The 26,528-nt window shown below is 30.5% G+C and carries 27 protein-coding genes and 2 pseudogenes; 14 read left to right on the forward strand and 15 right to left on the reverse strand.

All coding sequences use genetic code 11. From position 1 onward, the window contains the following. Positions 1 to 7: 7 nt before the first annotated feature. The 8 genes from murI to rsxC all read right to left on the reverse strand — a co-directional run bounded on the left by murI (position 8) and on the right by rsxC (position 6,591). Positions 8 to 790: a glutamate racemase gene (gene murI / locus ACY1IQ_RS16020; protein WP_461614908.1), complete on the reverse strand. Its 783-nt coding sequence runs from the start codon at positions 788 to 790 to the stop codon at positions 8 to 10. Between the two features lie 302 nt (positions 791 to 1,092). Beyond that, positions 1,093 to 1,512 carry a SoxR reducing system RseC family protein gene (locus ACY1IQ_RS16025; RefSeq protein ID WP_461614909.1) on the reverse strand — a complete coding sequence of 140 codons (420 nt, stop codon included), beginning with the start codon at positions 1,510 to 1,512 and terminating at the stop codon, positions 1,093 to 1,095. An 82-nt stretch (positions 1,513 to 1,594) separates the two neighbouring features. Next, positions 1,595 to 2,422, reverse strand: a complete 828-nt coding sequence (locus ACY1IQ_RS16030) for an RnfABCDGE type electron transport complex subunit B (protein ID WP_461614910.1) — start codon at positions 2,420 to 2,422, stop codon at positions 1,595 to 1,597. Positions 2,423 to 2,434: 12 nt separating this feature from the next. Continuing rightward, positions 2,435 to 3,010 carry an electron transport complex subunit RsxA gene (gene rsxA, locus ACY1IQ_RS16035; protein WP_461614944.1) on the reverse strand — a complete coding sequence of 192 codons (576 nt, stop codon included), beginning with the start codon at positions 3,008 to 3,010 and terminating at the stop codon, positions 2,435 to 2,437. A 21-nt stretch (positions 3,011 to 3,031) separates the two neighbouring features. After that, complete coding sequence (gene rsxE, locus ACY1IQ_RS16040; protein ID WP_291565700.1) at positions 3,032 to 3,673, reverse strand: electron transport complex subunit RsxE; 642 nt, start codon at positions 3,671 to 3,673, stop codon at positions 3,032 to 3,034. Between the two features lie 2 nt (positions 3,674 to 3,675). After that, positions 3,676 to 4,245, reverse strand: coding sequence for an RnfABCDGE type electron transport complex subunit G (locus ACY1IQ_RS16045; protein ID WP_461614911.1), 570 nt, complete (start codon positions 4,243 to 4,245; stop codon positions 3,676 to 3,678). Next, positions 4,246 to 5,187 (reverse strand): RnfABCDGE type electron transport complex subunit D, encoded by a 942-nt coding sequence (locus tag ACY1IQ_RS16050; RefSeq protein WP_461614945.1) that lies wholly within the window; start codon positions 5,185 to 5,187, stop codon positions 4,246 to 4,248. It abuts the gene before it with no gap. An 87-nt stretch (positions 5,188 to 5,274) separates the two neighbouring features. Further along, positions 5,275 to 6,591: an electron transport complex subunit RsxC gene (rsxC, locus tag ACY1IQ_RS16055; protein ID WP_461614912.1), complete on the reverse strand. Its 1,317-nt coding sequence runs from the start codon at positions 6,589 to 6,591 to the stop codon at positions 5,275 to 5,277. Between the two features lie 279 nt (positions 6,592 to 6,870). Here rsxC and ACY1IQ_RS16060 point away from each other — a divergent pair, with 279 nt between their 5' ends. From ACY1IQ_RS16060 to ACY1IQ_RS16070, 3 genes are all read left to right on the forward strand, one after another. Beyond that, entirely contained in the window at positions 6,871 to 7,965 is a 1,095-nt protein-coding gene (locus ACY1IQ_RS16060; protein ID WP_461614913.1) for a PfkB family carbohydrate kinase, read from the forward strand. Continuing rightward, on the forward strand, positions 7,959 to 8,876 hold the full coding sequence (locus ACY1IQ_RS16065; RefSeq protein ID WP_461614914.1) for a pseudouridine-5'-phosphate glycosidase: 918 nt from the start codon (positions 7,959 to 7,961) through the stop codon (positions 8,874 to 8,876). The genes ACY1IQ_RS16060 and ACY1IQ_RS16065 overlap by 7 nt, the downstream gene beginning before the upstream one ends. Before the next feature lie 168 nt (positions 8,877 to 9,044). Next, complete coding sequence (locus tag ACY1IQ_RS16070; protein ID WP_461614915.1) at positions 9,045 to 10,406, forward strand: MATE family efflux transporter; 1,362 nt, start codon at positions 9,045 to 9,047, stop codon at positions 10,404 to 10,406. Positions 10,407 to 10,468: 62 nt separating this feature from the next. Here the strand turns inward: ACY1IQ_RS16070 and ACY1IQ_RS16075 are convergent, their stop codons facing one another. After that, the gene (locus ACY1IQ_RS16075; RefSeq protein WP_461614916.1) at positions 10,469 to 10,699 is read right to left on the reverse strand and encodes a DUF378 domain-containing protein; all 231 of its coding nucleotides are present in this window, start codon (positions 10,697 to 10,699) and stop codon (positions 10,469 to 10,471) included. A gap of 162 nt (positions 10,700 to 10,861) precedes the next feature. On the opposite strand from ACY1IQ_RS16075, the gene purB reads away from it, so the two are divergent. The 9 genes from purB to ACY1IQ_RS16120 all read left to right on the forward strand — a co-directional run bounded on the left by purB (position 10,862) and on the right by ACY1IQ_RS16120 (position 19,661). After that, positions 10,862 to 12,292: an adenylosuccinate lyase gene (gene purB / locus ACY1IQ_RS16080; RefSeq protein WP_461614917.1), complete on the forward strand. Its 1,431-nt coding sequence runs from the start codon at positions 10,862 to 10,864 to the stop codon at positions 12,290 to 12,292. 196 nt (positions 12,293 to 12,488) lie between these two features. Further along, complete coding sequence (hydE, locus tag ACY1IQ_RS16085; RefSeq protein WP_461614918.1) at positions 12,489 to 13,583, forward strand: [FeFe] hydrogenase H-cluster radical SAM maturase HydE; 1,095 nt, start codon at positions 12,489 to 12,491, stop codon at positions 13,581 to 13,583. Positions 13,584 to 13,985: 402 nt separating this feature from the next. Further along, positions 13,986 to 15,080 (forward strand): TlpA family protein disulfide reductase, encoded by a 1,095-nt coding sequence (locus ACY1IQ_RS16090; RefSeq protein WP_461614919.1) that lies wholly within the window; start codon positions 13,986 to 13,988, stop codon positions 15,078 to 15,080. 137 nt (positions 15,081 to 15,217) lie between these two features. Then, entirely contained in the window at positions 15,218 to 15,319 is a 102-nt protein-coding gene (locus ACY1IQ_RS16095) for a CD1871A family CXXC motif-containing protein (RefSeq protein WP_461614946.1), read from the forward strand. Next, positions 15,312 to 16,220 carry a 4Fe-4S binding protein gene (locus tag ACY1IQ_RS16100; RefSeq protein WP_461614920.1) on the forward strand — a complete coding sequence of 303 codons (909 nt, stop codon included), beginning with the start codon at positions 15,312 to 15,314 and terminating at the stop codon, positions 16,218 to 16,220. Before ACY1IQ_RS16095 ends, ACY1IQ_RS16100 begins: the two co-directional genes overlap by 8 nt. A 457-nt stretch (positions 16,221 to 16,677) precedes the next feature. Then, entirely contained in the window at positions 16,678 to 17,238 is a 561-nt protein-coding gene (locus ACY1IQ_RS16105) for a flavin reductase family protein (RefSeq protein ID WP_039633375.1), read from the forward strand. A gap of 346 nt (positions 17,239 to 17,584) precedes the next feature. Continuing rightward, positions 17,585 to 18,106: a GNAT family N-acetyltransferase gene (locus tag ACY1IQ_RS16110; protein ID WP_461614921.1), complete on the forward strand. Its 522-nt coding sequence runs from the start codon at positions 17,585 to 17,587 to the stop codon at positions 18,104 to 18,106. Positions 18,107 to 18,112: 6 nt separating this feature from the next. Then, positions 18,113 to 18,394, forward strand: coding sequence for a His/Gly/Thr/Pro-type tRNA ligase C-terminal domain-containing protein (locus ACY1IQ_RS16115; protein WP_461614922.1), 282 nt, complete (start codon positions 18,113 to 18,115; stop codon positions 18,392 to 18,394). A gap of 247 nt (positions 18,395 to 18,641) precedes the next feature. Next, the gene (locus ACY1IQ_RS16120; protein ID WP_461614923.1) at positions 18,642 to 19,661 is read left to right on the forward strand and encodes a tyrosine recombinase XerC; all 1,020 of its coding nucleotides are present in this window, start codon (positions 18,642 to 18,644) and stop codon (positions 19,659 to 19,661) included. A gap of 172 nt (positions 19,662 to 19,833) precedes the next feature. Here ACY1IQ_RS16120 and ACY1IQ_RS16125 read toward each other — a convergent pair whose 3' ends face one another. From ACY1IQ_RS16125 to ACY1IQ_RS16150, 6 genes and pseudogenes are all read right to left on the reverse strand, one after another. Continuing rightward, positions 19,834 to 19,992, reverse strand: coding sequence for a hypothetical protein (locus ACY1IQ_RS16125; RefSeq protein ID WP_461614924.1), 159 nt, complete (start codon positions 19,990 to 19,992; stop codon positions 19,834 to 19,836). Between the two features lie 420 nt (positions 19,993 to 20,412). Continuing rightward, the gene (locus ACY1IQ_RS16130; RefSeq protein WP_461614925.1) at positions 20,413 to 20,802 is read right to left on the reverse strand and encodes a class I SAM-dependent methyltransferase; all 390 of its coding nucleotides are present in this window, start codon (positions 20,800 to 20,802) and stop codon (positions 20,413 to 20,415) included. A gap of 20 nt (positions 20,803 to 20,822) precedes the next feature. Next, entirely contained in the window at positions 20,823 to 21,755 is a 933-nt protein-coding gene (locus tag ACY1IQ_RS16135; RefSeq protein ID WP_461614926.1) for a bifunctional helix-turn-helix transcriptional regulator/GNAT family N-acetyltransferase, read from the reverse strand. Positions 21,756 to 22,057: 302 nt separating this feature from the next. After that, on the reverse strand, positions 22,058 to 22,456 hold the full coding sequence (locus ACY1IQ_RS16140; protein WP_461614927.1) for an aminoacyl-tRNA deacylase: 399 nt from the start codon (positions 22,454 to 22,456) through the stop codon (positions 22,058 to 22,060). 287 nt (positions 22,457 to 22,743) lie between these two features. Further along, positions 22,744 to 23,546 (reverse strand): annotated as a pseudogene (gene ant(9), locus ACY1IQ_RS16145) (aminoglycoside nucleotidyltransferase ANT(9)). Positions 23,547 to 23,588: 42 nt separating this feature from the next. Next, positions 23,589 to 24,203, reverse strand: a pseudogene (locus ACY1IQ_RS16150) (aminoglycoside 6-adenylyltransferase); the annotation flags it as partial. Positions 24,204 to 24,406: 203 nt separating this feature from the next. On the opposite strand from ACY1IQ_RS16150, the gene ACY1IQ_RS16155 reads away from it, so the two are divergent. After that, a complete protein-coding gene (locus tag ACY1IQ_RS16155; RefSeq protein WP_461614928.1) occupies positions 24,407 to 25,633 on the forward strand; it encodes a serine hydrolase domain-containing protein in 1,227 nt (408 codons plus the stop codon). A 120-nt stretch (positions 25,634 to 25,753) separates the two neighbouring features. Beyond that, entirely contained in the window at positions 25,754 to 26,422 is a 669-nt protein-coding gene (locus tag ACY1IQ_RS16160; protein WP_461614929.1) for a YqeB family protein, read from the forward strand. Positions 26,423 to 26,528 lie beyond the last annotated feature (106 nt).

Below are 26,528 nucleotides of genomic sequence, written 5' to 3' on the forward strand. Positions count from 1 at the left end.
TTAGAGCTTAAAAATTAATATCATCTAATATTTTAAATAATTCACTGTACTTATCTAATTTTGTCTTATCTTCAATTTTAAATCCTGAATTAAAGAAAGTGATATTACCATTACCTTCATTTAAAGAGTTCATTTCTTTCAGTGTTCTTTTTAGATTTTTTACAGTACCAATGTTTCCATCAATTATGTTAGTGTTTGATGGAAGCAATTTTTTAAACATATTTTTATAGAAAGAAAAATGAGTACATCCTAATACAATAGTCTCGTAATTATTTAAATCATATTTAGTTAATTGATCTTGAAGATAAGGTAATACTATTTGTTCATTAAACTCAAATTTTTCCGAAAATTGAACTAATCCTGGAAGAGGTAGCAAATCAACAATATGTTCATTATCTAATTTAGTAATAAGGTGCTGTAATTTTTCTTCCTTTAAAGTTAAAGCGGTAGCAGTTACTAAAATTCGTTTACCTGAATCGTTATTTCTTTCAACAGCAGGTTTTATGGCAGGTTCCATGCCTATGATTGGAACATTATATTTAGCTCTTAAATCTTCTATTGCTACGCTTGTACCAGTATTGCAGGCAACAACTATTGCTTTAACTTTTTGATTGATAATAAATTCTATAGCATCAAAAATATATTTTTTTACTTCGTTTTTAGGTTTTGGCCCATATGGAACATTTAAAGTATCCGCATAATACAGATAATCTTCATGAGGTAAAATTTTTAATGCTTCATGTAATACAGTAATACCCCCAATACCAGAATCAAAAAATCCTATCTTCATTCTTATTCCTCCAATAAGTAAAGTTTTTAATATATATGCAATTTTATTATAATACAAAATGAATTTTATTGCTTTATATAATTTAACTATTTTTCGGCAAATATAAATTAATTTAGTTATTTTGAGAATTACTTTAATACATTGTAATAGTACAAGGGTTAAAGTTATATGTGTTTTCTTTAAGAAAAAGAATAATATGATATTATTTGTGGGATAGGGGAAAAACTAAGGTTCTAGCCTATAGAATTTTAAATATAATAAAAAGTAGAAGCCACTTATATGACTTCTACTTAGTTAGAATATTAAATTTTCTTTATCATTTCAAATGTAAAAGGGTCCTTATTAGATTTTTTATTTAATCTGCCTGATAGGCAGTAGGATAATAACAAGAAAATAAATCCTACAGCACTACCGTATAATTCATAGTTTTTCATTCCTAAAGATTTAAATAATACTATTCCACCTATAAGACCTAATAAAGTCATTACAGTCGGGAAAAAATATGCCCAAAAGGTCATTTTAGAAAATGTTTTATCTTGTATAGAAACTAACACGTCATCACCAACAGAGGCATTTAAAGTATTTTCTATGCTTATAAGTACCATATCAGAAGGGCAGCCAGATTTACATCCAGAACAATTACCGCCGCAACCTGACTTTTTAACAAAAGTAACTTCAGCAATGTCGCCGTTTACTTTTTTTATACGTCCTTTTTGCTCCATGCTATCACCTCAAAAGAATTCATTCTAACTTTAATAATAAAAGACTTACAATTGTAAGTCTTTTATTATTTATATTATATAACTAATTTGCCACCTCAGCAACTTTAGGTTTACGTAAATTCTCAATTGAATTTTTAGGACATTTGTTTGAACAAATACCACAATTTACGCATTTATCGTAATCAATTACTGGTAAGTTGTTTTCCATAACAATTGCTTCTTTTGGACAGTTTTTTGCACATAATGAGCAAGTTATACAACCTACAGAACATACGTCTATAACTTCTTTGCCTTTAGCTTTTGAATTACATTGTACACGAACTTTAGAATTCTTTGGGAGAATTCCGATAATACCTTTAGGGCAAGCGTTTACACAAGCACCACAGGCAACACATTTATCTTCTATAATTCTAGCAACGCCATCAACAATTTCTAAGGCATCAAATTGACATACTTTAACACAGCTTCCTAGGCCTAAACAACCATCTATGCAAGCTTTTGAACCATTACCAGGTACATTCATAGCTTCATTACAATCCTTTATTCCAAAGTATAAGCTTTTTTCTTTAGCAAGATTACAAGTACCTTTACATCTTACATAAGCCACTTTAGGCTCACTTTCTTCAAGAGATACACCTAAAATATTAGATATTTTTTCAGCACAAGCTGAACCACCAGGTGAACATAAATTAGGAGCTGCTCCTTCAGATACTACAGCTTCTGCATATGCATCACAACCAGCGAAACCACATCCACCACAGTTTGCTCCAGGTAAGCAATCTCTTACTAAAGGGATTCTTTCATCAACTTCAACTTTAAATTTATCGTTAGCATATCCAAGTAGTAAACCAAATAGAAGTCCAAGACCACCAAGGCTTAATACAGGATATAAAATTGCTTTTAATTCCATTAAAAGACCTCCTTATATAAGACCATTGAATCCAAAGAAAGCAATTGCCATAAGACCAGCAGTTACTAGTGCAATCGGTAATCCTTTGAATGCTTCAGGCATGTCAGTATTTTCTTCCATACGCTCTCTAAGACCAGCTAAAAGAACTATGGCAAGCATATATCCTAAAGAAGCTCCTAAACCATTAACTATAGCTTCAAGTAAGTTATATCCTTTTTCCATGTTTAAAACTGCAATACCAAGTACAGCACAGTTTGTTGTTATAAGTGGTAAGAATATACCAAGAGCTCTATATAATCCAGGGTTAGTCTTCTTTACAACTATTTCAACAAATTGTACTAATGATGCGATAACAAGCACAAATGCTAAAGTTGATAAATACTCTATGTTAAGTGGTTTTAATATAAACATATTTACAATGTAAGTAATAATTGAAGATAAAACAATTACAAAGACAACGGCAAAACCCATACCTTTAGCAGTTTCTGTCTTTTTTGATACCCCTAAGAATGAACATATTCCTAGGAATTTAGCTAATAATACGTTATTAACAAGTAACGCACTTAAAAATATACCTAAAAGTTCCAAATTCATTCACCTCTCTATTGCTTATTTTATAGCTTCAGCGCTTTTTTCTTTAGATATTTTAACTTTATTCATTTTAGATATTTTAACTTGATTCATTATTGAAAGTAAAATTCCTAGAGTTATGAAAGCACCAGGTGCTAATTGCATAATTCCCATTGGTTCGTATGAACTTGGAAGTATTTGAATTCCATATATTGTTCCAGCACCTAATAATTCTCTTATACATGATAATACTGTTAGAGCTAATGTAAAGCCTAGTCCCATACCTATAGCATCAAATATAGAACTCACTACAGAATATTTAGATGCATAAGCTTCAGCTCTACCTAAGATTATACAGTTAACAACTATAAGAGGTATAAATATACCTAAAGACTTGTAAAGATCCGGTAAATAAGCTTGAACTAAAAATTGTATCAAAGTAACGAAACTAGCTATTATAACTATAAAAGCTGGAATTCTTATTTTATCTGGAATAAGTTTTCTAAGTAAAGAAATAACTGCATTTGAACCAATTAGAACAGCAGTAGCTGCAAGCCCCATACCTATAGCATTTTTAACGCTACTTGTAACAGCCAAAGTAGGGCACATAGCTAGAACTTGTACAAAAACAGGGTTTTCTGTAAATAATCCAGTTTTCAATCTTTCTATAAGTTTCTTCATGATTACTGTGCTCCTTTCAATTGTTCGTTAAATGCTTTTGTTGCAATGTTTACACCATCAGCAACTGCCTTTGATGTAATTGTGGCACCAGAGATAGCAGTAATTTGATCATCTCCTGAAGCATCACCTTTAACAACAGTTAATTCACTATCTGCTTTCTTTTCTTTAAATTTATCAGTAAATTCAGGTTCTTCTGCCTTGGCTCCAAGTCCTGGAGTTTCAGTATGTGATAATATTTTTATCCCTTTTACTGTACCATCAGATGATATTCCTATCATCATATTAATAGGACCACCATATCCACTAGTAGAAACATTTATACAATATCCTACGTTTGCTCCACCTTTAACACCGCTTTGTACAGCTACAATTTCAGGTGTTGAACCATTATCAAATTTAAATTCTTGAAAATCTTCTGCATCTGGAAGTATCTCTCTCATTGCAGCATTTTTTTCTTCTTTTTCTTTAGCCATAATCGGCCCCATTGTTACGGAATAGGCAATTCCTAAAATTATCCCAGCAATAGCTGTGATTACAAGAAGTATTCCACCTAGTTTTAAATTCTCTTTCACTTATTTTACCTCCCCGAACGCACGTGGCTTTAAAAATTTATCAATCATAGGTACAAACAAGTTCATGATTAATATTGAATAAGATACACCTTCTGTATATCCTCCAAATATACGTATTACTGCAGTTAAAATACCACAACCAATACCAAAAACTATATGACCTTTTTTAGTCATTGGAGAAGTGGTGTAGTCGGTAGCCATGAAACAAGCACCTAAAATTAATCCACCTGAGAACATTTCTACTAAAGCTTGTTGTGCGACAAATCCGTCTCTTCCAAATTTTCCGAGTATTAGTGTTAGTATAAAAGTAGTTGCTATATAACTTACAGGTATGTGAAGTTTAATAACTCTTCTATAAAGTAAATAAGCAAATCCTATTAATAATGCTAGTGCTGAAGTTTCACCTATACATCCACCAACATTACCTATAAACACATCCCAAAGTTCAGGCATTGCACCGCCGCCATTTTTAAATATTGCTAATGGAGTAACTGTAGCTATGCCATCTAAAGTCCATGTTGTCATATGAACTGGATATGCAGATAATAAAAATGCTCTTGCAGCTAAAGCAGGGTTAACTATATTTTGTCCAATACCCCCAAAGAAGCATTTAACCACTATGATTGCGAATGCACTTCCAACAATAGCTACCCATATAGGGGTTGTTGGTGGCATATTGAATGCTAATAATATTCCAGTAACAACTGCACTCAAGTCATATATTTTAATTGGTCTTTTAGTAATCTTTTGAAATAAATATTCAAATGCTACACATGAAATAACACAAGTAGCAGTAACTATTAAAGCACCAACTCCAAAGAAATATATTCCAGCAGCTAGAGCAGGTAATAGTGCAATAATAACATCTCTCATTATAGTACTAACAGTTTCTTTTGACTTTATATGAGGAGATGATGATACCGTATATAATTTATCTGACATACTATTCATCTCAATTTCTTTTGACTTTATATGAGGAGATGATGATACTGTTTGTAATTTATCTGACATATTATTCACCTCAATTATTTATTTTTTCTTTCTATTATTTAGTATTACTCTTTTTCCTTCACGACAAGTTTGAGTTAAATGACGTTTAGCAGGACAAACATAAGTACAAGCACCACACTCAATACAGGATAATCCATTGCTACTCTCAAAACTTTCAAAATCTCCTCTAATTACATAACTATTAAGTTTAGATGGTATTAAGAACATAGGGCAAGCCTCTACACACTTTCCACATCTAATACAGTTAGACTCTTCTGTAAGTTCTGCTTGTTTTGCAGTTAGCGATAATACCCCAGAAGTTCCTTTTATAACAGGTGTATCTAATGTAATAAGGGTTGTACCCATCATTGGACCACCAGAAATTATCTTAATTGGCTCTTCATTAAAACCATTACAAGCTTCAACTAACTCATTTATTGGAGTTCCTAATTTAACTCTTAAATTCTTAGGAGTTTTTATTGCTTCACCAGTAACTGTAACTACTCTTTCAGTTAAAGGTTTACCTGTAGATAGAACATTTCCAATTTCATATGCAGTTGCAACGTTTTGAACTATACATCCTACATCAGCAGGTAGCTTTCCAGTAGGCACTTCACGTTTAGTGATGGCATAAATTAATTGCTTTTCAGCTCCCTGAGGATATTTAGTTTTTAAAGGTTTAACCTCTATATTTTTTAGTTCTGCAACGGCAGATGACATAATTGAAATAGCATCTTTTTTATTATCTTCTATACCTATGTAGCATTTTGCATTTGGAAACATGTAAGATAGTATTTTAACTCCCTCAATAATTTCCTTGTAGTTTTCTACCATTAATCTGTAGTCACAAGTTAAGTAAGGCTCGCATTCTGCGGCATTAATTATAATGCTATCAATTTTTTTATCGCTACCTGGAGATAATTTTACATGAGTAGGGAAGCATGCTCCACCTAATCCAACTACACCAGCTTCATTAATTATAGAAATTATTTCTTCATTATTTAGCTTTGTGTAATCATGACCTGTAGCTTCAATTTCTTCATATAATCCATCATTTTCAATAATAACAGACATAATTTTTCTACCATTTGTATGAAGCATTGGAGCAACATTTTTTACAGTTCCAGAAACGCTTGAATGTATTGGAGAAGAAACAAATCCTGCAGCCTGTCCAATTTTTTGACCTACAAGAACTCTATCTCCTTTATTTACTATTGGTTTACATTCACCACCAATATGCTGAGACATAGGAAAGACTAAATCTCCCTTTGGAAGTAATCTTTCAATTGCACTATTTTCAGTTAAGTGCTTTCCGTGTGGGGGATGAATTCCACCTTTGAAAGTTAAAAGTCCCATAATGACCCTCCTTTTGTTATAAATAATACAAATTTTCATAATTTATTATACCGCTTAAATATGTAAGGTGCAATAATTATAAGCAATATAGAGAAATTTGTAAAATATATTAGTGATTTTTTTATATATTTTTAAAATAATTAAATAAATTTAAAAAATAAGTGGAAAAATAAAAAAATAATTTAAAAATCTTGTTGATATTTTTAACAAAGGTATGATAAAATAAAATTAAATTATAAACAATTGTTTATGAAATAAGCATAAGATTAGGAGGTTTAAATGACAAAGCGGGAAGAAGAAATATTAAATTTAATAAAATCTAACCCTTTAATATCTCAAAATGAACTAAGTGAAGTTTTAGGAATTACTAGATCTTCAGTAGCAGTTCATATTGCAAATCTTATTAAAAAGGGATATATATCGGGCAAAGGTTATATAATTAATGATGAAAATTTTGTCACTGTAATTGGTGGTGCTAATGTAGATATTTTGGGATTTTCGTCTAATGAATTAAGATACAGAGATTCTAATATTGGAAATATAAAAGTTTCATTAGGTGGAGTAGGAAGAAATATATCAGAAAACTTAGTTAGACTTGGAATTAATACTAGATTAATAACTGCAATTGGTGATGATATCTATGGTATAAAAATATTAAATGAATGTAGAGATATAGGTATTGATTTAGAACATAGTTTAAAATTAGAAGGATATGATTCATCAGTATACATGTCAATTTTGGACTCAAGTGGAGATATGCATGTAGCTATATCACAGATGGATATTTTAGATAATATGTCTATTGATTTTATAAAACAAAAGAAAAATGTAATTGAAAGTTCAAAGATATGTATTATAGATACCAACCTTCCTAAAGAAATTATTGAATATATAGTAAATAATTTTAAAGATACAAAATTTTTCTTAGATACCGTTTCTACTGAAAAAAGCAAAAAAGTTAGAGATATTATTGGAAGATTTCATACTATTAAGCCAAATAAATATGAAGCAGAAATATTATCTGGCATAAAGATTAATAGTAATGAAGATTTACCAAAGGTATGTGATTACTTCTTAAATAAAGGAGTAGAAAGAGTATTTATCTCTCTAGGAGCAGAAGGAGTTTACTATAAAGATAAGTTTACATCTAAATATGTACCTAATTCTAAAATAAAAGTAGTTAATTCAAATGGAGCAGGAGATGCTTTTATTGCTGGGTTAGTTTATAGTTACCTAAATAATTTTGATGTTGATAATACTATAAAATTTGCTATGGGATGTTCTTATTTGGCACTATCCCATGAAAATACAATTAACCCTAATATAAATTTAGACAGTGTTAATGAAAAATTAAAGGAGATGGAATTATGTTAAAAAACTATTTAGAAATAAGTGAAGAAGTATCAAAAGCATTAAGTGAGGGAAAACCAGTGGTAGCATTAGAATCTACAATAATATCTCATGGTATGCCTTATCCAAAAAATGTTGAAACTGCACTAAATGTAGAAAAAATAATAAGAGAAAATGGTGCTGTACCTGCAACTACAGCTGTATTAAATGGAAAGATAAAAGTTGGATTATCTGCTGAAGAAGTAGAATATTTAGGAAAAGCTAAAAATGTTATTAAAATGAGTAGAAGAGATATGCCATTTATAGTAGCAAATAAATTAGATGGAGCAACAACAGTAGCAGCTACTATGATAATTGCACAATTAGCAGGAATTAAAGTTTTTGCTACAGGTGGAATAGGTGGAGTTCATAGAGGAGCACAAGAAACTTTTGATATATCTGCAGATTTAGATGAATTAGGAAAAACTAATGTAGCAGTAGTATGTGCTGGAGCAAAGTCTATATTAGACATAGGTTTAACACTAGAATACTTAGAAACAAAAGGAGTTCCTGTTTTTGGATTTAAAACAGAAGAATTACCAGCTTTCTTTACTACTAAATCTGGATTCAAAGTAGATTACAGAATTGATAGTGAATTAGACTTAGCTAAAGCTTTAAAAGCTAAATGGGATTTAGGGTTACAAGGAGGAGTAGTTGTAGCTAATCCAATACCTAATGAATACGCTATGGATTTTGATAAAATAAATAATGCTATAAATGATGCTGTAAAAGAGGCAGAAGAAAAGGGCATAAAAGGTAAAGAAAGTACGCCTTTCTTATTAGGTAAAGTTAAAGAAATTACTGAAGGACAAAGCTTAGAAGCAAACATTCAACTTGTTTACAACAATGCAAAATTAGGTGCAAAATTAGCTGCTGAGCTTAGCAATTTAAAATAGAATATAATTTATAAAGAACCAGATTTATAAATATAATAATTTGTAAATCTGGTTCTTTTATATACTTATATTAATGTAGAGAATTTTGTACTAGAGAAAGAAATAGAACTATGCTATTATGAATATTGGGAAAAGTTACATATATTTTATTTGGGGAGGAAGTGACATATGGAGAATAGCTTAGATAACAAAAAAAGGTTTTATAAGACAATGTTATCTTTAGCACTTCCAATTATGATTCAAAATTTAATATCATCATCATTAAATATGGTTGATACTATGATGATTGGAAAATTAGGAGAAGCACAAATTGCATCTGTAGGTCTTGCAAATCAATTTTATTTTTTATTCTCCTTATTTATTTTTGGATTAAATAGTGGATGTGCTATATTTATAGCTCAATTTTGGGGAAAGAAAGATGTTAAGAGCATAAGAAAAGTATTGGGATTGTGTATAATATTAGGAAGCATAGGAGCAGTATTTTTTACAGTAGTAGCATTGATATTTCCTGAAAAAGTTATGAGCTTTTTTACTAAAGATAGTACGGTTATTTCATTAGGGGTAGATTATTTAAAAATTGTAGGATGGAGCTATATAGTAACGGCTATTAGCTTTGCATTTTCCTTTGCATCAAGAAGTATTGGGAGAGCTAAATTGCCTATGATTACTAGTGCAGTTGCATTAATGTGTAATACTGTCTTTAATGCAATACTTATATTTGGGAGATTAGGATTTCCTGTTTTGGGAGTTAAAGGTGCAGCTATAGCTACTCTTATAGCAAGAATAATCGAGATGGCATTAATTTTATCTGTTACATATATACGAAAAACTGCCTTAGCTGGTAAGTTAAATGAATTTTGCGATTTAAGCAAAGAATTTATATTTAACATAATTAAAACCATATATCCTGTAGTAATAAATGAAATATTTTGGTCTCTAGGTATAACTATGTATTCTGTAGCTTATGCAAAGATTAGTACTAATGCATTGGCTACTTTTCAAATTGCAGGTACAGTTCAGAATATATTTACTGTAGCAGCTTTTGGACTTGCTAATGCTTGTGCTGTAATGATAGGAAATGAAATTGGTGCTAATAGAGAAGAAAATGCTATGATTTTTGCTAAAAGGTTTATTAAAGTAAGCTTTTCGCTAGGAATACTCATAGGTATATTATTATTTATTTCTTCATCAACAATAGTTTCACTGTATAATGTATCACCAGAAGTTATTCGTAGTGCTAAGACAATACTTAGAGTATACTCCTTTGTCATGCCTCTCAGGATGATAACTTCACTGTTCATTGTAGGAATATTGAGAAGTGGAGGAGATACAAAATACTCATTAATACTTGAGATGAGTGGAGTTTGGCTTGTGGGAGTTCCTATTGCATTTTTAGGTGCATTAGTATTTAAATTACCTATAGAGCTTATAGTTTCTTTGGTGTATTTAGAAGAATTAGTTAAAATATCATTTTGCTTTCCAAGACTTTTTTCTAAAAAATGGATACGAAACTTAGTAAAGGATATCTAAAAATTTTCAAATAGTATAAAATAAGAAAGTCTATGCATATAATATGCATAGACTTTCTTTAATCATTTATTTGATTTATAACAAGTCATAAAGAATTTTAATATGTTTACTGCAGCTAGTCCAATTAAAATATATAAAAGTCTACTTAAAAATACAGTAATAGATTCTGATGGGATTAATGAGAAGAACTTAGATATTAGATTAAAATTGAATAATCCAACTAGTCCCCAATTAAAAGCACCAATTATTACTAATATAAAGGATAGTTTGTCTAATAAATTGACTCTATACATAATATTCCCCCTAAAACAGATATTTATATGTTTATATAAATATATGTTTCAAATAGTCTTTTAGAACAGATTAAACACGAACAAATATATTACTTTTTTGAATTAAGTATGTTATAATATGAATGATATATAAATAATAATAAAATAAGTACGGAGGAAGCCATGGGAAATTTATATAGTTCGCCATTTAATAAAAGATATTCTTCAAAAGAAATGTCATACATATTTTCAGATGAAATGAAATTTAAGACTTGGAGGAAACTTTGGATTGCATTAGCAGAGGGAGAGAAGGAACTAGGTCTTAATATTACGGAAGAGCAGATAAATGAGCTAAAAGAAAATATGGATAATATAGATTTTGCAGCAGCAGAAGCAAAAGAAAAGGAAATACGCCATGATGTTATGAGCCATGTTTATGCTTATGGGTTAGTAGCACCAAAGGCAAAGGGAATTATACACTTAGGAGCTACTAGCTGTTACGTAGGAGATAATACAGATCTTATAGTTATGCGGAAGGCACTATACTTAATTAGAAAAAAACTTATTAATGTAATTAATCAATTAAGTATTTTTGCTATAAAGTATAAGAATATGCCTACATTAGGCTTTACACACCTGCAACCAGCTCAATTAACTACAGTAGGAAAAAGGGCTACATTATGGATACAAGAACTATTGATGGATTTAGAAAATTTAGACTTTGTTATTGAAAATATGAAATTTAGAGGAGTAAAAGGAACTACAGGAACACAAGCTAGTTTTATGGCTTTGTTTAATAATGATGAAGATAAAGTTAAAAAATTAGATAATATAGTTTGTAAAAAAATGAAGTTTAAGGCTTCTTATCCAGTAACAGGCCAAACTTATTCAAGAAAATTAGATTCTATAATTTTAAATACCTTATCAGAAATTGCACAAAGTGCATATAAATTTAGCAATGATTTAAGAATACTTCAAAATATGAAAGAAATGGAAGAGCCCTTTGAAAAAAATCAAATAGGCTCATCTGCTATGGCTTATAAGAGGAATCCTATGAGAAGTGAAAGAATAAGCGCGCTTTCAAGATATATTATAGTAAATTCATTAAATCCTGCCATAACTGCTGGAACTCAATGGTTTGAAAGAACATTAGATGACTCTGCTAATAAGAGGATATCTGTAGCTGAAGGTTTCTTAGCTTTAGATGGAGTTTTAAACTTATACTTGAATATAACAGAAAATATGGTTGTATATCCTAAAGTAATAGCCTCTCACGTTAACAACGAACTGCCATTTATGGCAACGGAGAATATATTAATGGAGGCTGTAAAACGTGGTGGCGATAGACAAGAATTACATGAAAGAATAAGAATTCATTCCATGGATGCAGCAAGAAAAGTTAAAGAAGAAGGGGAGAGCAATGACTTAATTCAAAGGATTATAGAAGACGAGAGCTTTAACCTTACAAAAGATGAAATTCTTTCAATTATAGATCCAAATAAATTTACTGGCAGAGCTAGTGGTCAAGTTGATGATTTTATTCAAGAAATTGTTAATCCAATATTAGCATCCAACAGAGAATTGTTAGGAGAAACTATTGAAATAAACGTATAGAAGCCATAATAATAAGTATTTGTAGAAATAAAAGAGTATGTAAAAATAAATTTTCATATAACATTGCAAAAGTGGATTCCCAAGAATCCACTTTTTTGTATATAATCTTATTACATAGAAGTTAAGATTATAGAATATAAAAGAAGATATAAAAAAATAAACTAGTAGAGAAAAAAGGAGTGAAAATAAAAAATATATGAAGGATTTAATCGATAAATTATATAAAACAAATAACTTAGAAAAAGAAGAGTTCATTTTTTTGATAGAAAATTTCAATGCTGAAATTAGTGAATACCTTTTTACAAAATCTAGATCTTTGAGTAAGAAACACTTTGGGACGGATATTTACCTTAGAGGATTAATCGAATTTACAAATTACTGCAAAAATGATTGTTATTATTGTGGAATAAGAAGAAGTAATAAAAATTGTGATAGATATAGACTAAGTAAAGAAGAAATACTTTCTTGCTGTGAAACAGGATATAAGTTAGGTTTCCGCACATTTGTTCTGCAAGGTGGAGAAGATGGTGCTTTTACTGACAATATAATAGTTGATATTGTTAGTAATATTAGAAAAAGTTATCCTGATTGTGCTATAACACTTTCAATGGGAGAAAAAAATTATGAAAGTTACTTAAAGTACTTCAAAGCAGGAGCAGACCGATATTTACTTAGACATGAAACAGCTAATAAAGAGCATTATGGAATGCTTCATCCTAATGAACTTTCTTTAGAGAACAGGAAAAATTGCTTATATAATTTAAAGGAAATTGGATATCAAGTAGGTACTGGATTTATGGTTGGCTCACCTTACCAAACAGCGAAACACATAGCTAATGATCTTTTATTTATTAAAGAGTTATCTCCTCATATGATAGGAATAGGTCCTTTTGTTTCGCATAAAGATACAAAATTTTCAAATTTTCCATCAGGCAATGTAGATTTAACTTTATTTTTAATAGGACTTTTAAGGCTAATGCTTCCAAAAGCTCTCATTCCAGCAACAACTGCACTGGGTACACTTGATAATAAAGGTAGAGAAAGAGGAATATTATCCGGAGCTAATGTATTGATGCCAAATCTTTCACCTATAAGTGTTAGAAAAAAATATGACTTATATGATAATAAAATATGTACTGGGGAAGAAGCTGCAGAATGTAATGTTTGTTTGAGAAATCGTGTAGCTTCAATAGGTTATAAGATTGTGGAGTCACGTGGTGATTATAATGATATTTCTACTAGTGTAAATGAAGAAGAAAAAGCATATCCAAAGACTATTGCAATATTATAGAGAGAAGTATTTAATAATTTTCATATAGAAAAAATTGAAACATTTATTAAGGATGGAATTGAATTAATATATTTCGAAATAAGGGATAGGGATAGAGTAGATGTCAAAGAATCTTTATGATAATGTAGATTATAGACAGGAAAAGGGGAACTTTTTAAAGTTTTAAATAAATTATTATTTATAAGCTGTTAACAAAGCATATTTGTAAACAGCTTTTTATTTTATCTATTAACAAAATAAGATAAGAAAAGTTTAGCTTCCGTACTCAGTTTTATTAAACTGTAATCTTAAGAAATCTTAAGGTTTAATTATAATTTTCTTAAAGTTCTTCTTGTAATATTTGTAATATAAGTAATTAAAAAGTATGAAAATACAATATAAAAAAATAAAGGGGAATTAATTATGAAAAGAAAAATTTTAACAGTTTTAATATCAGGAGTACTGTGTATATCGCTGGTAGGATGTAATAAGTCTACAGGAGGGGATTCCAAGCAAGCTAAAAATGAAATTGAAAAAACAGATTCTATAAAAGAAGATGCAGAAAGGAATTTTGAAGAATTAGGAATTAAATTCAAGCTTCCTAATAAGTGGAAAGAAAAAGAAAAGAATATAGATATGTATGGAACTTTACCAGAAGAAAATGTAGAAGGACAACTAATCATTAGTTTTATACTTGATGAGACTATGGATAAGGCGCAAAAATTAAATAAGGATTCGGAGAAAATTCCAGAAACAGACAAAGCAAAAATCAAAGAAATTGCAGCAGAAATTATGGATTTAACTAAAGAGTTTAAAGAATTATGTACTGTAGTAAGTATAGATAAGAGCAAAGCAGAAGGCAAAGTTCAAAAAGAATTATTCTCAAAATATGAAAATAAAGATTTAATAGGTAAAGAGGGCAACCTTGAATTTTACTTATTATATAATAATAAGCCTGATACTAATGGTCTATCAGAAAAATCTAAGAAAGACTATGAAGAGATACATGGAGAAATTAAAAGTTTTAAAAGTTTAATTAAGATATTTAAACCAGTATCGGAAAAAGAAAAATTAAGCAAATATAAGAAATTTGAATTTAAAACTAAAACTATAGATGGTAAAGAAATAGATAGTAGTATCTTAAAAGATAGTAAACTTACAATGGTAAATATATGGGCTACATATTGTGGACCATGTGTAGAAGAAATGCCAGATATTCAGAAGCTTTACGAAGAAGTTAAAGGTGAGAAGATTAATATGATTGGTCTTATCTCAGATACTCCAGATGAAGACAATGAAGAATTAGCTAAGGAAATTTTATCAAAAAAAGATGTGAAGTATACTAATATTATTCCAGATGAGAGTATTAAAAATAACATATTAAAAGATATTTCAGGAGTTCCTACTACATTTTTTGTTGATAGTGAAGGAAATATTATTGGAGATTTTTTAGTAGGCTCTAATAGCAAAGAAGAGTTTAAGAAAGAAATTGAAGATAGATTAAAAGACATACAATAACAAACTACCTACCTCATCTTACAACAGGTGAGGTAGGTAACAAAATTAGAGTTCATATATCAACAAAGGATGTGAAATTTATGAATATAAGTAAATTCAATAAAAGTGAAATACTTATAAAATATAGTATCTTATTTATGAGTATTTTATTCATTTTTACTGGGATATACAGAAATGAAGTAAGAATTGTATTTAAAAAAGCAATAAACATATGTCTGGAGTGTATAGGAATTGGATAAAAGAAGGATAACACAAATTATTGCAGCTATAACCATAAATGCAAACATAAGTGGATTTTTGAAAGGTAATATATTTAAAGGAAATATAAAAAAAATCTGTGTTCCAGGTCTAAACTGTTATTCTTGCCCTGGAGCTCTGGGATCTTGCCCTATAGGTTCTTTACAAGCTGTTATTGGAACTGTAAGATATAATTTTTCATTATATGTAGTTGGACTTATGTCTTTATTTGGTATTATATTTGGTAGATTTATATGTGGGTGGTTATGTCTCTTTGGTCTTATTCAGGATTTATTATATAAAATACCTTCTAAAAAAATAAATGTAAATCGAAAAGTAAATAATGTACTTAAATATCTAAAATATATTATATTAGCATTATTTGTTATAATATTACCTATATTTTTAGTAAATGAATTTGGAATAAGTCGTCCTTATTTTTGTGAATATATATGTCCAGCAGGAACATTAGAAGGCGGGATACCGTTAATTTCATTAAATAAACCTTTAAGAGGAGCTATAGGATACTTATTTTCCTGGAAGATGTTTTTACTAATTATCATTGTTATAGCATCAATATTTATATACAGGCCATTTTGTAGATATATATGTCCATTAGGAGCCTTTTACTCATTATTTAATAAAGTGAGTTTTTATAAATATGAAGTAGATAAAAATAAGTGTACAAGCTGTAATGCTTGCACATACAAATGTAAAATGAATATAGAAGTTTATAAAAATCCTAATAGCTCTGAATGTATTAGATGTGGGGAATGTATAAAAATATGTCCTACAAAATCTATAAAAAAGAATTTAAATTTTAAAATCTCAAATATGAATAAGTTGAGAGCCAATGATATTGATACTGATGTTAAGGAATCTATGGTAAAAAATAGGCATTAAAAAGTAGATAATGAATTAAAGTGAAATCAACATAGTTTAACTTAATCTACAAGAACAAGAAATTGAAATTATATCTAAAAAATAAGAATAATAAAGTTTTAATTAATATAAAAGTTATTGTATAGATTAAGTGTCTACCCTAATGAAATCCTGTCTTTCAAAGGCTTTTCGGACGGTAGACGCTCTTTTTTGTCTAGCGCCATGTATTTACCTCATTTTTTGTGCGTATATTATTGTATATGCGCACAAAAAATCAAGGCATTTTCAACAATATGCAGAAAAAAGTTTATGGATATGCTATAATAGGAAAGCTAATTTTTATTAAGCAAGTTACACTTGTTGTTTATGGGTAACATAACGAATTTATATAATACATAGTCATACCTTTTTATTGATATGGTTATATATAAAAACATTGAGTCGAGGTTTTGAGCTATGCAAAAAGGAGAGATTAAAAATGAAAAAAATTAAACTTGAAAACCAGGCAGTTGGACCATTTCCAGCTATGATTGTTGGTGCAATGATGAGTGAAAAGCCGACATATACTACTGTTGGCGCAGGAGGGTGTGCTTGTCTTGAACCTGTGCTGTGCGTGTCATTGAAAAATACTCATTATATTACAGAAGGGATTATTCAGACTGGCTATTTCAGCGTCAATATTCCTTCAACGGTATTGGTAAAAGAAATGGATTTCTGTGGCATAGCTTCGGGTAAGAACGTTGATAAATCGAGTTTATTTACACCCTTTTTTGATACGCTAGGCCAGGCACCGATGATAGAAGAGTGCCCGCTGAATTTTCTCTGCAAGGTTTGCGATAGCAAGGAAATAAGGGGCTTTACTATGTTCTTCGGCGAGATTGTTGCTGCGTTTGTCAACGAAGATTGTGTGACACAAGGCCAGCCCGATCCAATCAAAATTGACCCAATCATTATGATGGCTCTAAATTATTGCAACTTAGAAAGTGTTGTTGGTAAACCTTTCTCTGAGGGGAAAAAGTTGAACAATTTTGGTGATTAGTTGTGAATTTCTTTAAATACAGATTGAACTACATTGATTTTGAGCGTATAGTATAAGAATTTGTGGCACAATCAGTAAAGTTGTGTCTACACCCTCATTATCAAAATTAGATACACTTATCTGATAATTTGAAAATTTTTTCAGATAGTCTGTATTTGCAGTAAAATGAACAACCTGTGCCTGTTTTATAAATGTTCATGTCCTCCTTATTACATAGGTGGGGAAATAGAGGATATTGGAGAACTTATGTCAAGGGATTCTATATTCTTTAAGAAAAAATATAATTTTTTATATTATTGTTCTAATAAAATCGAATTAATAAAATGAGTCAATGGAGGAAAATATAATGAACCCATATTTAAGAAGAGCTAAATTTGAAGATTTAACTGAAATAATGGATATAATAGATGATGGTAGAAAGGCTCTTGAGAAAAATGGTATTCCACAATGGAAGGATGGAGATGGTCCTAGCCATGACATTTTTCTTGAAGATATAAAAAATCAAGAAGCTTATGTTATGATTTTGAATAAAAAGATTATAGGTATTGCAAGTATTATAAGTAAACCTGAAGCTCCATATAAGACTATAGAAAACGGAAAATGGGATGAAACTCAAAATTCATATGTATCTATTCATCGTGTAGCAATTGATACTTCTATTAAAGGGAAGGGGTTATCAAATAAATTGTTAGAATTACTTATAAATACTGCTAGTATTTTAGGTTACATCGATATAAGAATAGACACACACCCTAAAAATTTAATAATGCAACGAGTTATAAAAAATGCTGGATTTGTAGAAAAGGGAGATATTTTACTTCCTGTTAAAAATGGTGAAAGAAAAGCATTCCAATTAATACTAGATTAACCTATTGTGCTTATAGTAGATAAGAAACTGATAAGGAAAACAAAGAGAGAAAAGGTAAGATATAAGATAGAACGAATAGGATACAACTTAGAAGGTTTAAAGAAAGTAATAGCAGGAGTACAATTTGCTGATGCAGATTTACTTGGTGTACCTTTAAGAATTATTGTAAGCGAGAGAAACATAAAAACTAATCAACTAGAGATAACTACACGAGATAAGAAAATTAAAAAGATTATCCAAGTAGAAGACCTGGAGAGAGAAATAGAGGAAATATATTCCACTTACTAAAAACAGTAAGGACAATTTATCTATTCGACGAACAATATTCATTTTTTACGTCTTAAAAGCTATAAGGTATTAATGCCTTATAGCTTTTTTATCAATCTATACCACGGCAAATCAGAGGGGAATGCACATACTTTTATGTCAAACTACAAAAAATATATAAAAATAAAGGATTTTACCTCTCTTTTGTAGAATATTAATGTCGTGAAATGTAAGTTTCGCGACATTATCATATATTTTGGAGGAAAACATGAATTATAATAATAATTATAAACTTAAATATGAATCATCTAATTTTAATAAGCTTCCCCCTTTTGTTAAGGATTATTTAAATTATCTTTTAACTGTTAAAGGTGTATCTAAAAATACTATAACTGCATATACTTCTGATTTAACTCTTTTTTTGAAGTTTTTAAAAATACATAAAAATCTCTTACCTATTAATTTTGATGGTGATTTTGATAATATACCAGTTAATGACATTGACCTTTCTGTTTTAAAAGATCTTACACTAACGGATTTTTATAGCTACCTCTCCTTTTTAGAAAAAGAAAGAGATAATAAATCAAGTGCTAAAGCTAGAAAAGTTGCTTCACTAAAGTCATTTTTCAATTATTTAACTACAAAAGCAAAGTTATTACCTATTAATATAACAGTAGATTTAGAGTCCCCTAAGATTGGTAAAAGAAGCCCTGTATATTTAACATTAGATGAAAGCAAAGATCTATTACAAGCTGCACAAAATAGAGAAAAAAATTCTGAAAGAGATTATTGTATTATAACCCTATTTTTAAATTGTGGTTTAAGACTCTCTGAACTTTGTAGTATAGATATATCTAAAATTAAAGGAGATACTTTAACCATAATTGGTAAAGGAAATAAAGAAAGAACTATATATTTAAATAAAGCTTCATTAAAGGCAATAAATCGTTATATGCCACATAGGAATGAAATTAATTTTAGAGTTGATAAAGAAGATAAAGATGCCCTATTTATTAGTGGTAAATATAGAAGAATAAATAAAAGAACTGTTGAACGTATAGTTAAAAAATATGTAGGATTAGCAGGACTTGATAAGGATAAGTATACTCCCCATAAGCTTCGTCACACTTCTGCTACATTAATGCATAAGCACGGCAAGGTAGATGTTAGAACACTTCAGCAAATATTAGGTCATGAAAATATTGCAACTACTCAAATTTATACCCATGTTGATGATGAGAGACTTAGAACCGCTATAAATAAAAATCCCCTTTCTGATGAGGATTAGAATACTTTAAAGTTATAAAATTGGGACTGAGAAAGTATATGGCTTTTTTAGTCCCAAAACCACTATTTACAGATTTATTTTTATATGAATAATTCCCCTACTCTAATTAGTTCTCACGCTATATGGCAGTCTTCATAAAATCCAGAGATGTGAAATCCTACTTCTATCTCGCCTAGTATCCACACCCTATATCTAAAATCGTTTTGTCTTTTACATCGGGTAATAATTTGTTTATTGCTGACTGTTCCAATAAGTCATTATAGCTTTTTTCGTTCCTTAATTTCATATACTCTGTAAAAAATATTTCATTGTCATATATGCTCTGGCTCATATAAGTTCCTCCTTCAAATTCAAATTTGAATAACTCGGTTGTTACGCTAAATATAACAATTGTTTAAATTAAGCTCCATTTAATTTCTTAGATAAGTTGTAATTTAACTATGCCTTTTTCCTATATATTAGATACCAAACACACTCTTTATCGAATGCATCTCTTATAATATCTAAACCTAATTTTTTCATTGTATTTAATCCAAATCACGAAAAGTCATCCAATTCATTATATGATTTTTTGCATCATATAATTATGTTCCAGATACCTGAACTAGTATTTCATCCTTATCGATAAATTGCCTCCGATTTGTTTCCTCTTGGCTTGATAAATCAGTTCCCATCGGATTATGTGTTCCAATGCAAATATCTCATTTGGTTTTAAATACTTGTAAACCATTTTAAGTAGTGAAATTTAATCTTAATTACTCAAAAATGCTTGAAATGCATTTCCTGTCAAATATATCATAGAAAAACGCTTTTTAGATTCAAAGGTCATAGCATCACTTTCAATAAAAGTCATAGGTAACTCCTCTGCTTTAATTCGGGCATATTTAAGCATCTCTGGTATAATGTCAACACCTGAAATTTTTATTCCACATTTTGCTAAATGTATCATTGTCAACCCTGTGCCACATGCAAGTTCTAAAACCTCCCCTGTATTTAATTTAGCAAGTTCAAGATAGAAATTATATTTATTAGTTTCACAACCAAATTCAAAATCATAATTTATCGGGTCTCTATATTCTTCGAGATTATTGTGCCAGAAAAAGTGTAGAATACAAAGTTCCCATTTACATAGACAATGCATCACCAATTTAATTCAGAGAACTACTCCAAGTTCATTTCATATTCAAGTTCTGTCAAATCGTTCCTCCATGAGGGGTTCTCTTTTTCAGCAGATTTTACAAACCCTGCTTTTGTATACATGCTAGTTGCCTTTTCCAAGTCATTGGTAGTTTTCAGATATGCCTTCTTATATCCTTTTTCTCGTGCAAAAGCAAGAGCTAAATTCAAAAGTTCTTTACCAATACCTATTCCACGATAGTTGGGATGCAGCAAAAACCATCGAAGTTGTGCTTTATCCTGATGTCCTACGATACCGATACAACCAATAATCTCTCCATTGTGTTCTGCACACCAGAGCCTATCCCGATCAGGGTTGTAATCCAGCAAAAATTCATAAAATGATTCCGCTACATACCCCTCAAAAGCAGTTGAATAATCATACTCTTTTCTATAAATCCAACCATGCATATAAGTAATATAACCAGTATCCCCTGCTCTTATATCTGTGCGAATTGAAATGTCCTCTGGCTTAATGTTTTTACCATTTGTCAAAATTGATTCAATGGATGTCATATTCCGAGCCAGATTTATAATATCTAAATCGGATAAAGGTTCAAGCATCTGTGTAATTTGTTCATCCGAAAGAACATTTAATTCATCCATCTTTTCTTTTCCAATCGGTGTGACAGTAAGATACTGAGCACGCCTATCACTTTGGGATTGCTTTTTTTCAATGAACCCACATTTTTGAAAACGTTTCAGAATTCTACTCAAATATCCAACATCTATAGATAACGTATCTGCTAACATCTTTGCTGTACAGTTCTCTATTTTTTCAATTTCATGGAGAATTCGTACTTCTGAAAGTGAAAATGAACTTTCAAGAATATGTTGATTCACCAAACCTAACACATTGGTATAATACCGATTAAAGCTTCTAATGATACCAACATAACTTTTCAATTTTCTTTGCATAATAATTCCTCCTATAAATCATTATTATAAGAGTATAATAACATAATAGTTGACTTTGTCAAGTATATTAGTTGCTTTTATCAAGTATTTAAAATTAATATATAGCAGCCAAATTAAGAATATCCTTAATCAAGAAAAGCGACAACTTGATTTATTTTTTCTAAAGCATTTTGGGAGAGCTTTAATGTGGATGCTGATTTTCCCGTACCTCCGTAGATAAATGGATAACTGAAAAGTCCTCTATCAACAATACAAGGCAAAGAAATCACTAAAGAGACACTACCAACAGTATATCCAGTTATCTATCGGACTTCTTTTGGGGTTGCCATTTTTAATTGTCCACATCCTATAATTCCTGACACTTTTTCTAAGTTTACACGCCCACGATTCCCAGAAACAATCATCGCAAAATATCCTTTTTCTGACTTTAGCACTAAAGTAGGTGCTGTCTGACCTATTTCAATTCCAAAGTAGTCCGCACCTTCCTGTGCTGCACAAATCTGTTTTTCGTGATGAATAATTTCATATTGAACTTCTTTTTCTTGTAAAATCGTTTTTAAATTATCGATGAGTAGATTTCCTCCTTTATACTTTTTAGTGTAAACTTGGTTTCCATTGTTCCAAAAGAGACAATGGAAGTCAAGTTTAAAAATTATTATACATCTAGAATGTTGTATAATGGCTGCCTTAAGCATGGGCATATTTTTCTTCTCCGATATCATCTCTAATAGACTTATACAGAAGTTAATATCATACTACTTGTCTGCTTTACCACTTCTCTCCAAATCAATAAATCCACTTATTTTATTATCTCTCGCTAAAATGTTACTATCTTCTAAATCACATGTGAAAATGCTGATTTACGGCTTTAGATAGATTTTTGCTAATTTTGAGAAATCGAAGTATGAGGGAACATATCGAAGCAACCCTCGACAATAATGCTATTAACAATCAGCCTTTTTCATAATTAACACAATTTGAAAGGTACTCAGATGTTAAGACAGGACTCTATAGACTTTTTCATATAATTAACGAGTGACGCCACCTCGGTCTCCATTCCTTCCCACTTATCAACATGCTCTCCTAAATAAGCCTTTCTCGCTAAGTCGAGTATTGCTGCATGATATTCAGGTAATTGGGTATTGCCCATTCTGCGGACTGATCTTTTGAGCTAATTTCACTGGTAGAAGTTGTAAACCACATTTTAGCTAAAGTTAAAATGACATTGCGCTTATCACCTTTTATATCCTCAATCAACCCAGGTAAAGATTCTTTAATAGCCCTTTGAATATCTTTTATTGGCACAGGCTCAAGTACTTCTGCTGCATTTACTCCCAAAAGAGTAATGCAATTCTCTATTGCCTGAGCTAAGAGAATTGCTAAATCTGGATCATAAGTTGGTCTAGAAATTTCTCCTTTTTCAAACTGTTCTCTTAACCACTCCCCATACATAAATTCATATTTAGGCGGAAAATGCCAAGGAAGTATATCATTTTTATTGATAACCGTAACTTCAAGTGGTCTTATAGCGGTTATGTTTCCTATTTTCCCAGATATAAGCATTAGCCTATTTGTAAGATTTCTTCGAGTTTTTTCAGATAAACCATGATTTGTTACCACCAAAATATCTACATCGCTATTAATGCGTAAACCTCCCATTACAGCAGAACCGTATAAATACACTCCAACTAATATACTATCAAGCAGTTCCTCTATCATTTCGATTGCTTGAATTGCTTCCTTTGGTATTTTCTTCATCGAATTGCGCTTTAAACTGTTATCTCCTTTCATCAAAAAATAGAGTATCTTTATGAAATTTGATTGCATCCTTAATCAAATCTTTGTTCCATTTTCTATCTTTGAGACGTATTGATTATATAAGTCTTTCGTATATCTTATTATATCTTTATCATATTCAGTATAAACAAATCCAAGTACTTCTGATACCTCTTTAGACACTTTTGGAATAATTCATGGCATATAAATAATGCCTTCCAAACATTTTCATAGGAATCCATACAATATGTAGATAGCAATCTATTCCACAAATCATCTGGGATATATTTATCTAAAAACTTATAATTCTTATCGACACTCAATGTAAATCCTGTTTCAATTCCAACATTCCATGATATCATTCTAAGTAGTTCATGCTGTAAAATCTGGTTCAAATGATCAATCGCAAACAGTATCTCTTCACGGCACAAGCCTTTAACAACATAAGGTGTTACATTCCAAAATTCATTGCAGCAGTCATCGTATTCTTTCATGGTAGGTTTCTTTACATGGTAATCAACAAGTCGGTACTATGTTCTGTTTAATTCTAGTATCTTTATCAATTAGAACTTTTATCAATTTATCCCCATTTAAATAATCATCCAAATCTTCTATCGGTAATAATGTAAGATCTATTTTATTATAATCATCAAAAAGCATTAGATAGATAAACACGGAAGGATTCTACTTAATGAATTTTTAAAGAAATGCGACAACTATCTTGACAAACACCAACAGGGCTGGTAGGTTGATATGATATTCCTTTTTTATTAAGATGGATCTATAATATTTTTTAAAAAAGGAGGTATTGGGTCGGTGTAGATTCGTCGAAGTATCTTTAAAGCAACAATAACAATAATAATTGGAGGTTTCTTATGAGAATATCTAAGAAAATCAGCATACTGATTTATATGTTTCTACTGTCTGGTATTGGATCCGGATGCGCTATAAATTCAACTGAAAACGAAAAAAAAGAAGCTGCTGATGCTACTGTATCTAAAGAAGTGCAGCAATTCGACAACCAACTGACGTCACTTTTTGATTCGCTTAAAGTTCCTGGCATAGCTGTACTTGTATTTACCAAGGATAAAGTATTATACAAGAAAGAAATCGGATATGCCAATATTGAAAAGAGAATTCCTTACACGTTGGACACAGTTACCAATATTGCTTCCATAAGTAAAACCTTTATTGGGGGTTCATTGGCAAAAGCTCAGGAAGATGGATTGCTTAGCCTGGATGAAGATATCAATGATATACTTCCTTTCAAAGTCATAAACCCATATTTCCCAAATGAGAGAATTACTTTAAAAAATCTTGCTTCACATACATCCGGAATAAAGGACGACGACACTAAATATATCAATTCATACAGTGCTTACGGCACCAAGAATATGACCTTGAAAGATTTCTTATATAACTATCTGAATCCTGAGGGCAAATGGTATTCAAAGGATAATTTTTCAAACAATAAACCAGGGACAAGCTTTTCTTACAGCAATATCGGGTCCGCGCTTGCGGGATACTGCATCGAAGCAAGAAGCAAGATGACGTATGCCGATTATGTGAGGAAAAATATATTTGAAAAGCTATCTATGAGTAGCAGCGGATGGGACAGAAGCGAATTCAATCCAGAAAACATAGCTTTAGATTATTCTAAACTGAGGGTTGATTTTACCAACCATACGGAATCCATGGGTGCCACCCTTGAGCCAATGCCTGCTTATGAATTAATTACATATCCCGATGGCGGGGTTATGACAACGGTAAATGATCTGTCGAAATACCTGCAAGCTGTAATGAAAAGACAAGATACATTTATTACCGCGAAAAGCATCGATTTAATGTTGCAAAAACAATTTAACTACACTAATATTCCTCCGGAATGCAAAGAAACTAATGAAAATATAGGATTATTCTGGAGCTATAACGGTGAAAAGGCCTGGGGACATACCGGCAGTGATCCCGGAGTGGATACATCTATGTATGTAAATTCAAATAATGTAGGTATAATAACTTTTATAAACACTGACGACTCCAGTTTGGATGAAGAGAAATATGGTGAATTAATGAGCCTGCTGATAAATTGCCCAATTAAGTAAAATTTTATTATTCATAAAAAAACTACTTTCGCTCATAATATTTCAAGATAAATAGCATCCTTGGCGATATGCAAACATGGAGACAAGCCGTTACAAGTTTATTATCTAAGGGGGAATTAAATGAGCGATAATCATACATTATTAAATTTTTCAAAAATGGATAAGGTTATCTTGTGGCTTGGGTTCCCTCTTATCGGTTTAGTGTTGGGTTGGTTTCTTCCGAGTATTGCTAAATGGAGCATTTCTTTGCCGTGGATACCTTTCCAAGGGCCTTTAAAACTAATTGCATCCTATAATGGGGCCTGGTTAGATATTGTTACAATGATCCTAGGTTTGATTGCTGGAATTGCATTGACTCTTTTTTCTTTTCATGAAAGCTTAGAAACGTCTGTATACGATGATAAAGTTGTATTTAAAATTAGAGATGATGAAATTATCTTAAAAAAGAAAGATATCTCATTTGTATTTATGGATAAAAAGCAATTAGTGTTATTAGGTCATGGCAAGAAAGAACTATTTCACTGTAAACAAGAGCTTAATAAAATCAGAGTAGGTGCTGCATTTATAAAACATCATTATCTTTGGAGTGATACGGATCCATTTAAAAAAGATTTTAAAACATGGGTGGTGGATTCTCCTGACCTATCCCCTGCTGCGAATGCTCTATTAAAGTCAAGGAAAATAGAAATTGAAAAAGGAAATGATGAAGAAGCTTTTCAATTGGCTCAAGAACTTTGGAAACTAAGAGTATCAGTAAAAGAAAAGGACAAAAGGCAATATTATCGATAAAAATTAGCGGATATTTCTTTAAATAGATAGAGCCTGCAAAATATTGTCGTTTTATGAGGTTAGCCAGTTTAATCTGGTTAACCTCAATTTCATTAGAAGGAGGATT

The sequence above is a fragment of the Clostridium sp. Marseille-QA1073 genome (genome assembly GCF_054863625.1).

Excerpts from the sequence above, each read along its gene's own strand:
- murI (WP_461614908.1), bottom strand. The coding sequence starts at position 790 with ATGAAGATAGGATTTTTTGATTCTGGTATTGGGGGTATTACTGTATTA.
- ACY1IQ_RS16025 (WP_461614909.1), bottom strand. The coding sequence starts at position 1,512 with ATGGAGCAAAAAGGACGTATAAAAAAAGTAAACGGCGACATTGCTGAA.
- ACY1IQ_RS16030 (WP_461614910.1), bottom strand. The coding sequence starts at position 2,422 with ATGGAATTAAAAGCAATTTTATATCCTGTATTAAGCCTTGGTGGTCTT.
- rsxE (WP_291565700.1), bottom strand. The coding sequence starts at position 3,673 with ATGAAGAAACTTATAGAAAGATTGAAAACTGGATTATTTACAGAAAAC.
- ACY1IQ_RS16050 (WP_461614945.1), bottom strand. The coding sequence starts at position 5,187 with ATGTCAGATAAATTATATACGGTATCATCATCTCCTCATATAAAGTCA.
- rsxC (WP_461614912.1), bottom strand. The coding sequence starts at position 6,591 with ATGGGACTTTTAACTTTCAAAGGTGGAATTCATCCCCCACACGGAAAG.
- ACY1IQ_RS16060 (WP_461614913.1), top strand. The coding sequence starts at position 6,871 with ATGACAAAGCGGGAAGAAGAAATATTAAATTTAATAAAATCTAACCCT.
- ACY1IQ_RS16065 (WP_461614914.1), top strand. The coding sequence starts at position 7,959 with ATGTTAAAAAACTATTTAGAAATAAGTGAAGAAGTATCAAAAGCATTA.
- ACY1IQ_RS16070 (WP_461614915.1), top strand. The coding sequence starts at position 9,045 with ATGGAGAATAGCTTAGATAACAAAAAAAGGTTTTATAAGACAATGTTA.
- ACY1IQ_RS16075 (WP_461614916.1), bottom strand. The coding sequence starts at position 10,699 with ATGTATAGAGTCAATTTATTAGACAAACTATCCTTTATATTAGTAATA.
- purB (WP_461614917.1), top strand. The coding sequence starts at position 10,862 with ATGGGAAATTTATATAGTTCGCCATTTAATAAAAGATATTCTTCAAAA.
- hydE (WP_461614918.1), top strand. The coding sequence starts at position 12,489 with ATGAAGGATTTAATCGATAAATTATATAAAACAAATAACTTAGAAAAA.
- ACY1IQ_RS16090 (WP_461614919.1), top strand. The coding sequence starts at position 13,986 with ATGAAAAGAAAAATTTTAACAGTTTTAATATCAGGAGTACTGTGTATA.
- ACY1IQ_RS16095 (WP_461614946.1), top strand. The coding sequence starts at position 15,218 with ATGAGTATTTTATTCATTTTTACTGGGATATACAGAAATGAAGTAAGA.
- ACY1IQ_RS16105 (WP_039633375.1), top strand. The coding sequence starts at position 16,678 with ATGAAAAAAATTAAACTTGAAAACCAGGCAGTTGGACCATTTCCAGCT.
- ACY1IQ_RS16110 (WP_461614921.1), top strand. The coding sequence starts at position 17,585 with ATGAACCCATATTTAAGAAGAGCTAAATTTGAAGATTTAACTGAAATA.
- ACY1IQ_RS16120 (WP_461614923.1), top strand. The coding sequence starts at position 18,642 with ATGAATTATAATAATAATTATAAACTTAAATATGAATCATCTAATTTT.
- ACY1IQ_RS16125 (WP_461614924.1), bottom strand. The coding sequence starts at position 19,992 with ATGAGCCAGAGCATATATGACAATGAAATATTTTTTACAGAGTATATG.
- ACY1IQ_RS16130 (WP_461614925.1), bottom strand. The coding sequence starts at position 20,802 with ATGCATTGTCTATGTAAATGGGAACTTTGTATTCTACACTTTTTCTGG.
- ACY1IQ_RS16135 (WP_461614926.1), bottom strand. The coding sequence starts at position 21,755 with ATGCAAAGAAAATTGAAAAGTTATGTTGGTATCATTAGAAGCTTTAAT.
- ACY1IQ_RS16140 (WP_461614927.1), bottom strand. The coding sequence starts at position 22,456 with ATGCCCATGCTTAAGGCAGCCATTATACAACATTCTAGATGTATAATA.
- ACY1IQ_RS16155 (WP_461614928.1), top strand. The coding sequence starts at position 24,407 with ATGAGAATATCTAAGAAAATCAGCATACTGATTTATATGTTTCTACTG.
- ACY1IQ_RS16160 (WP_461614929.1), top strand. The coding sequence starts at position 25,754 with ATGAGCGATAATCATACATTATTAAATTTTTCAAAAATGGATAAGGTT.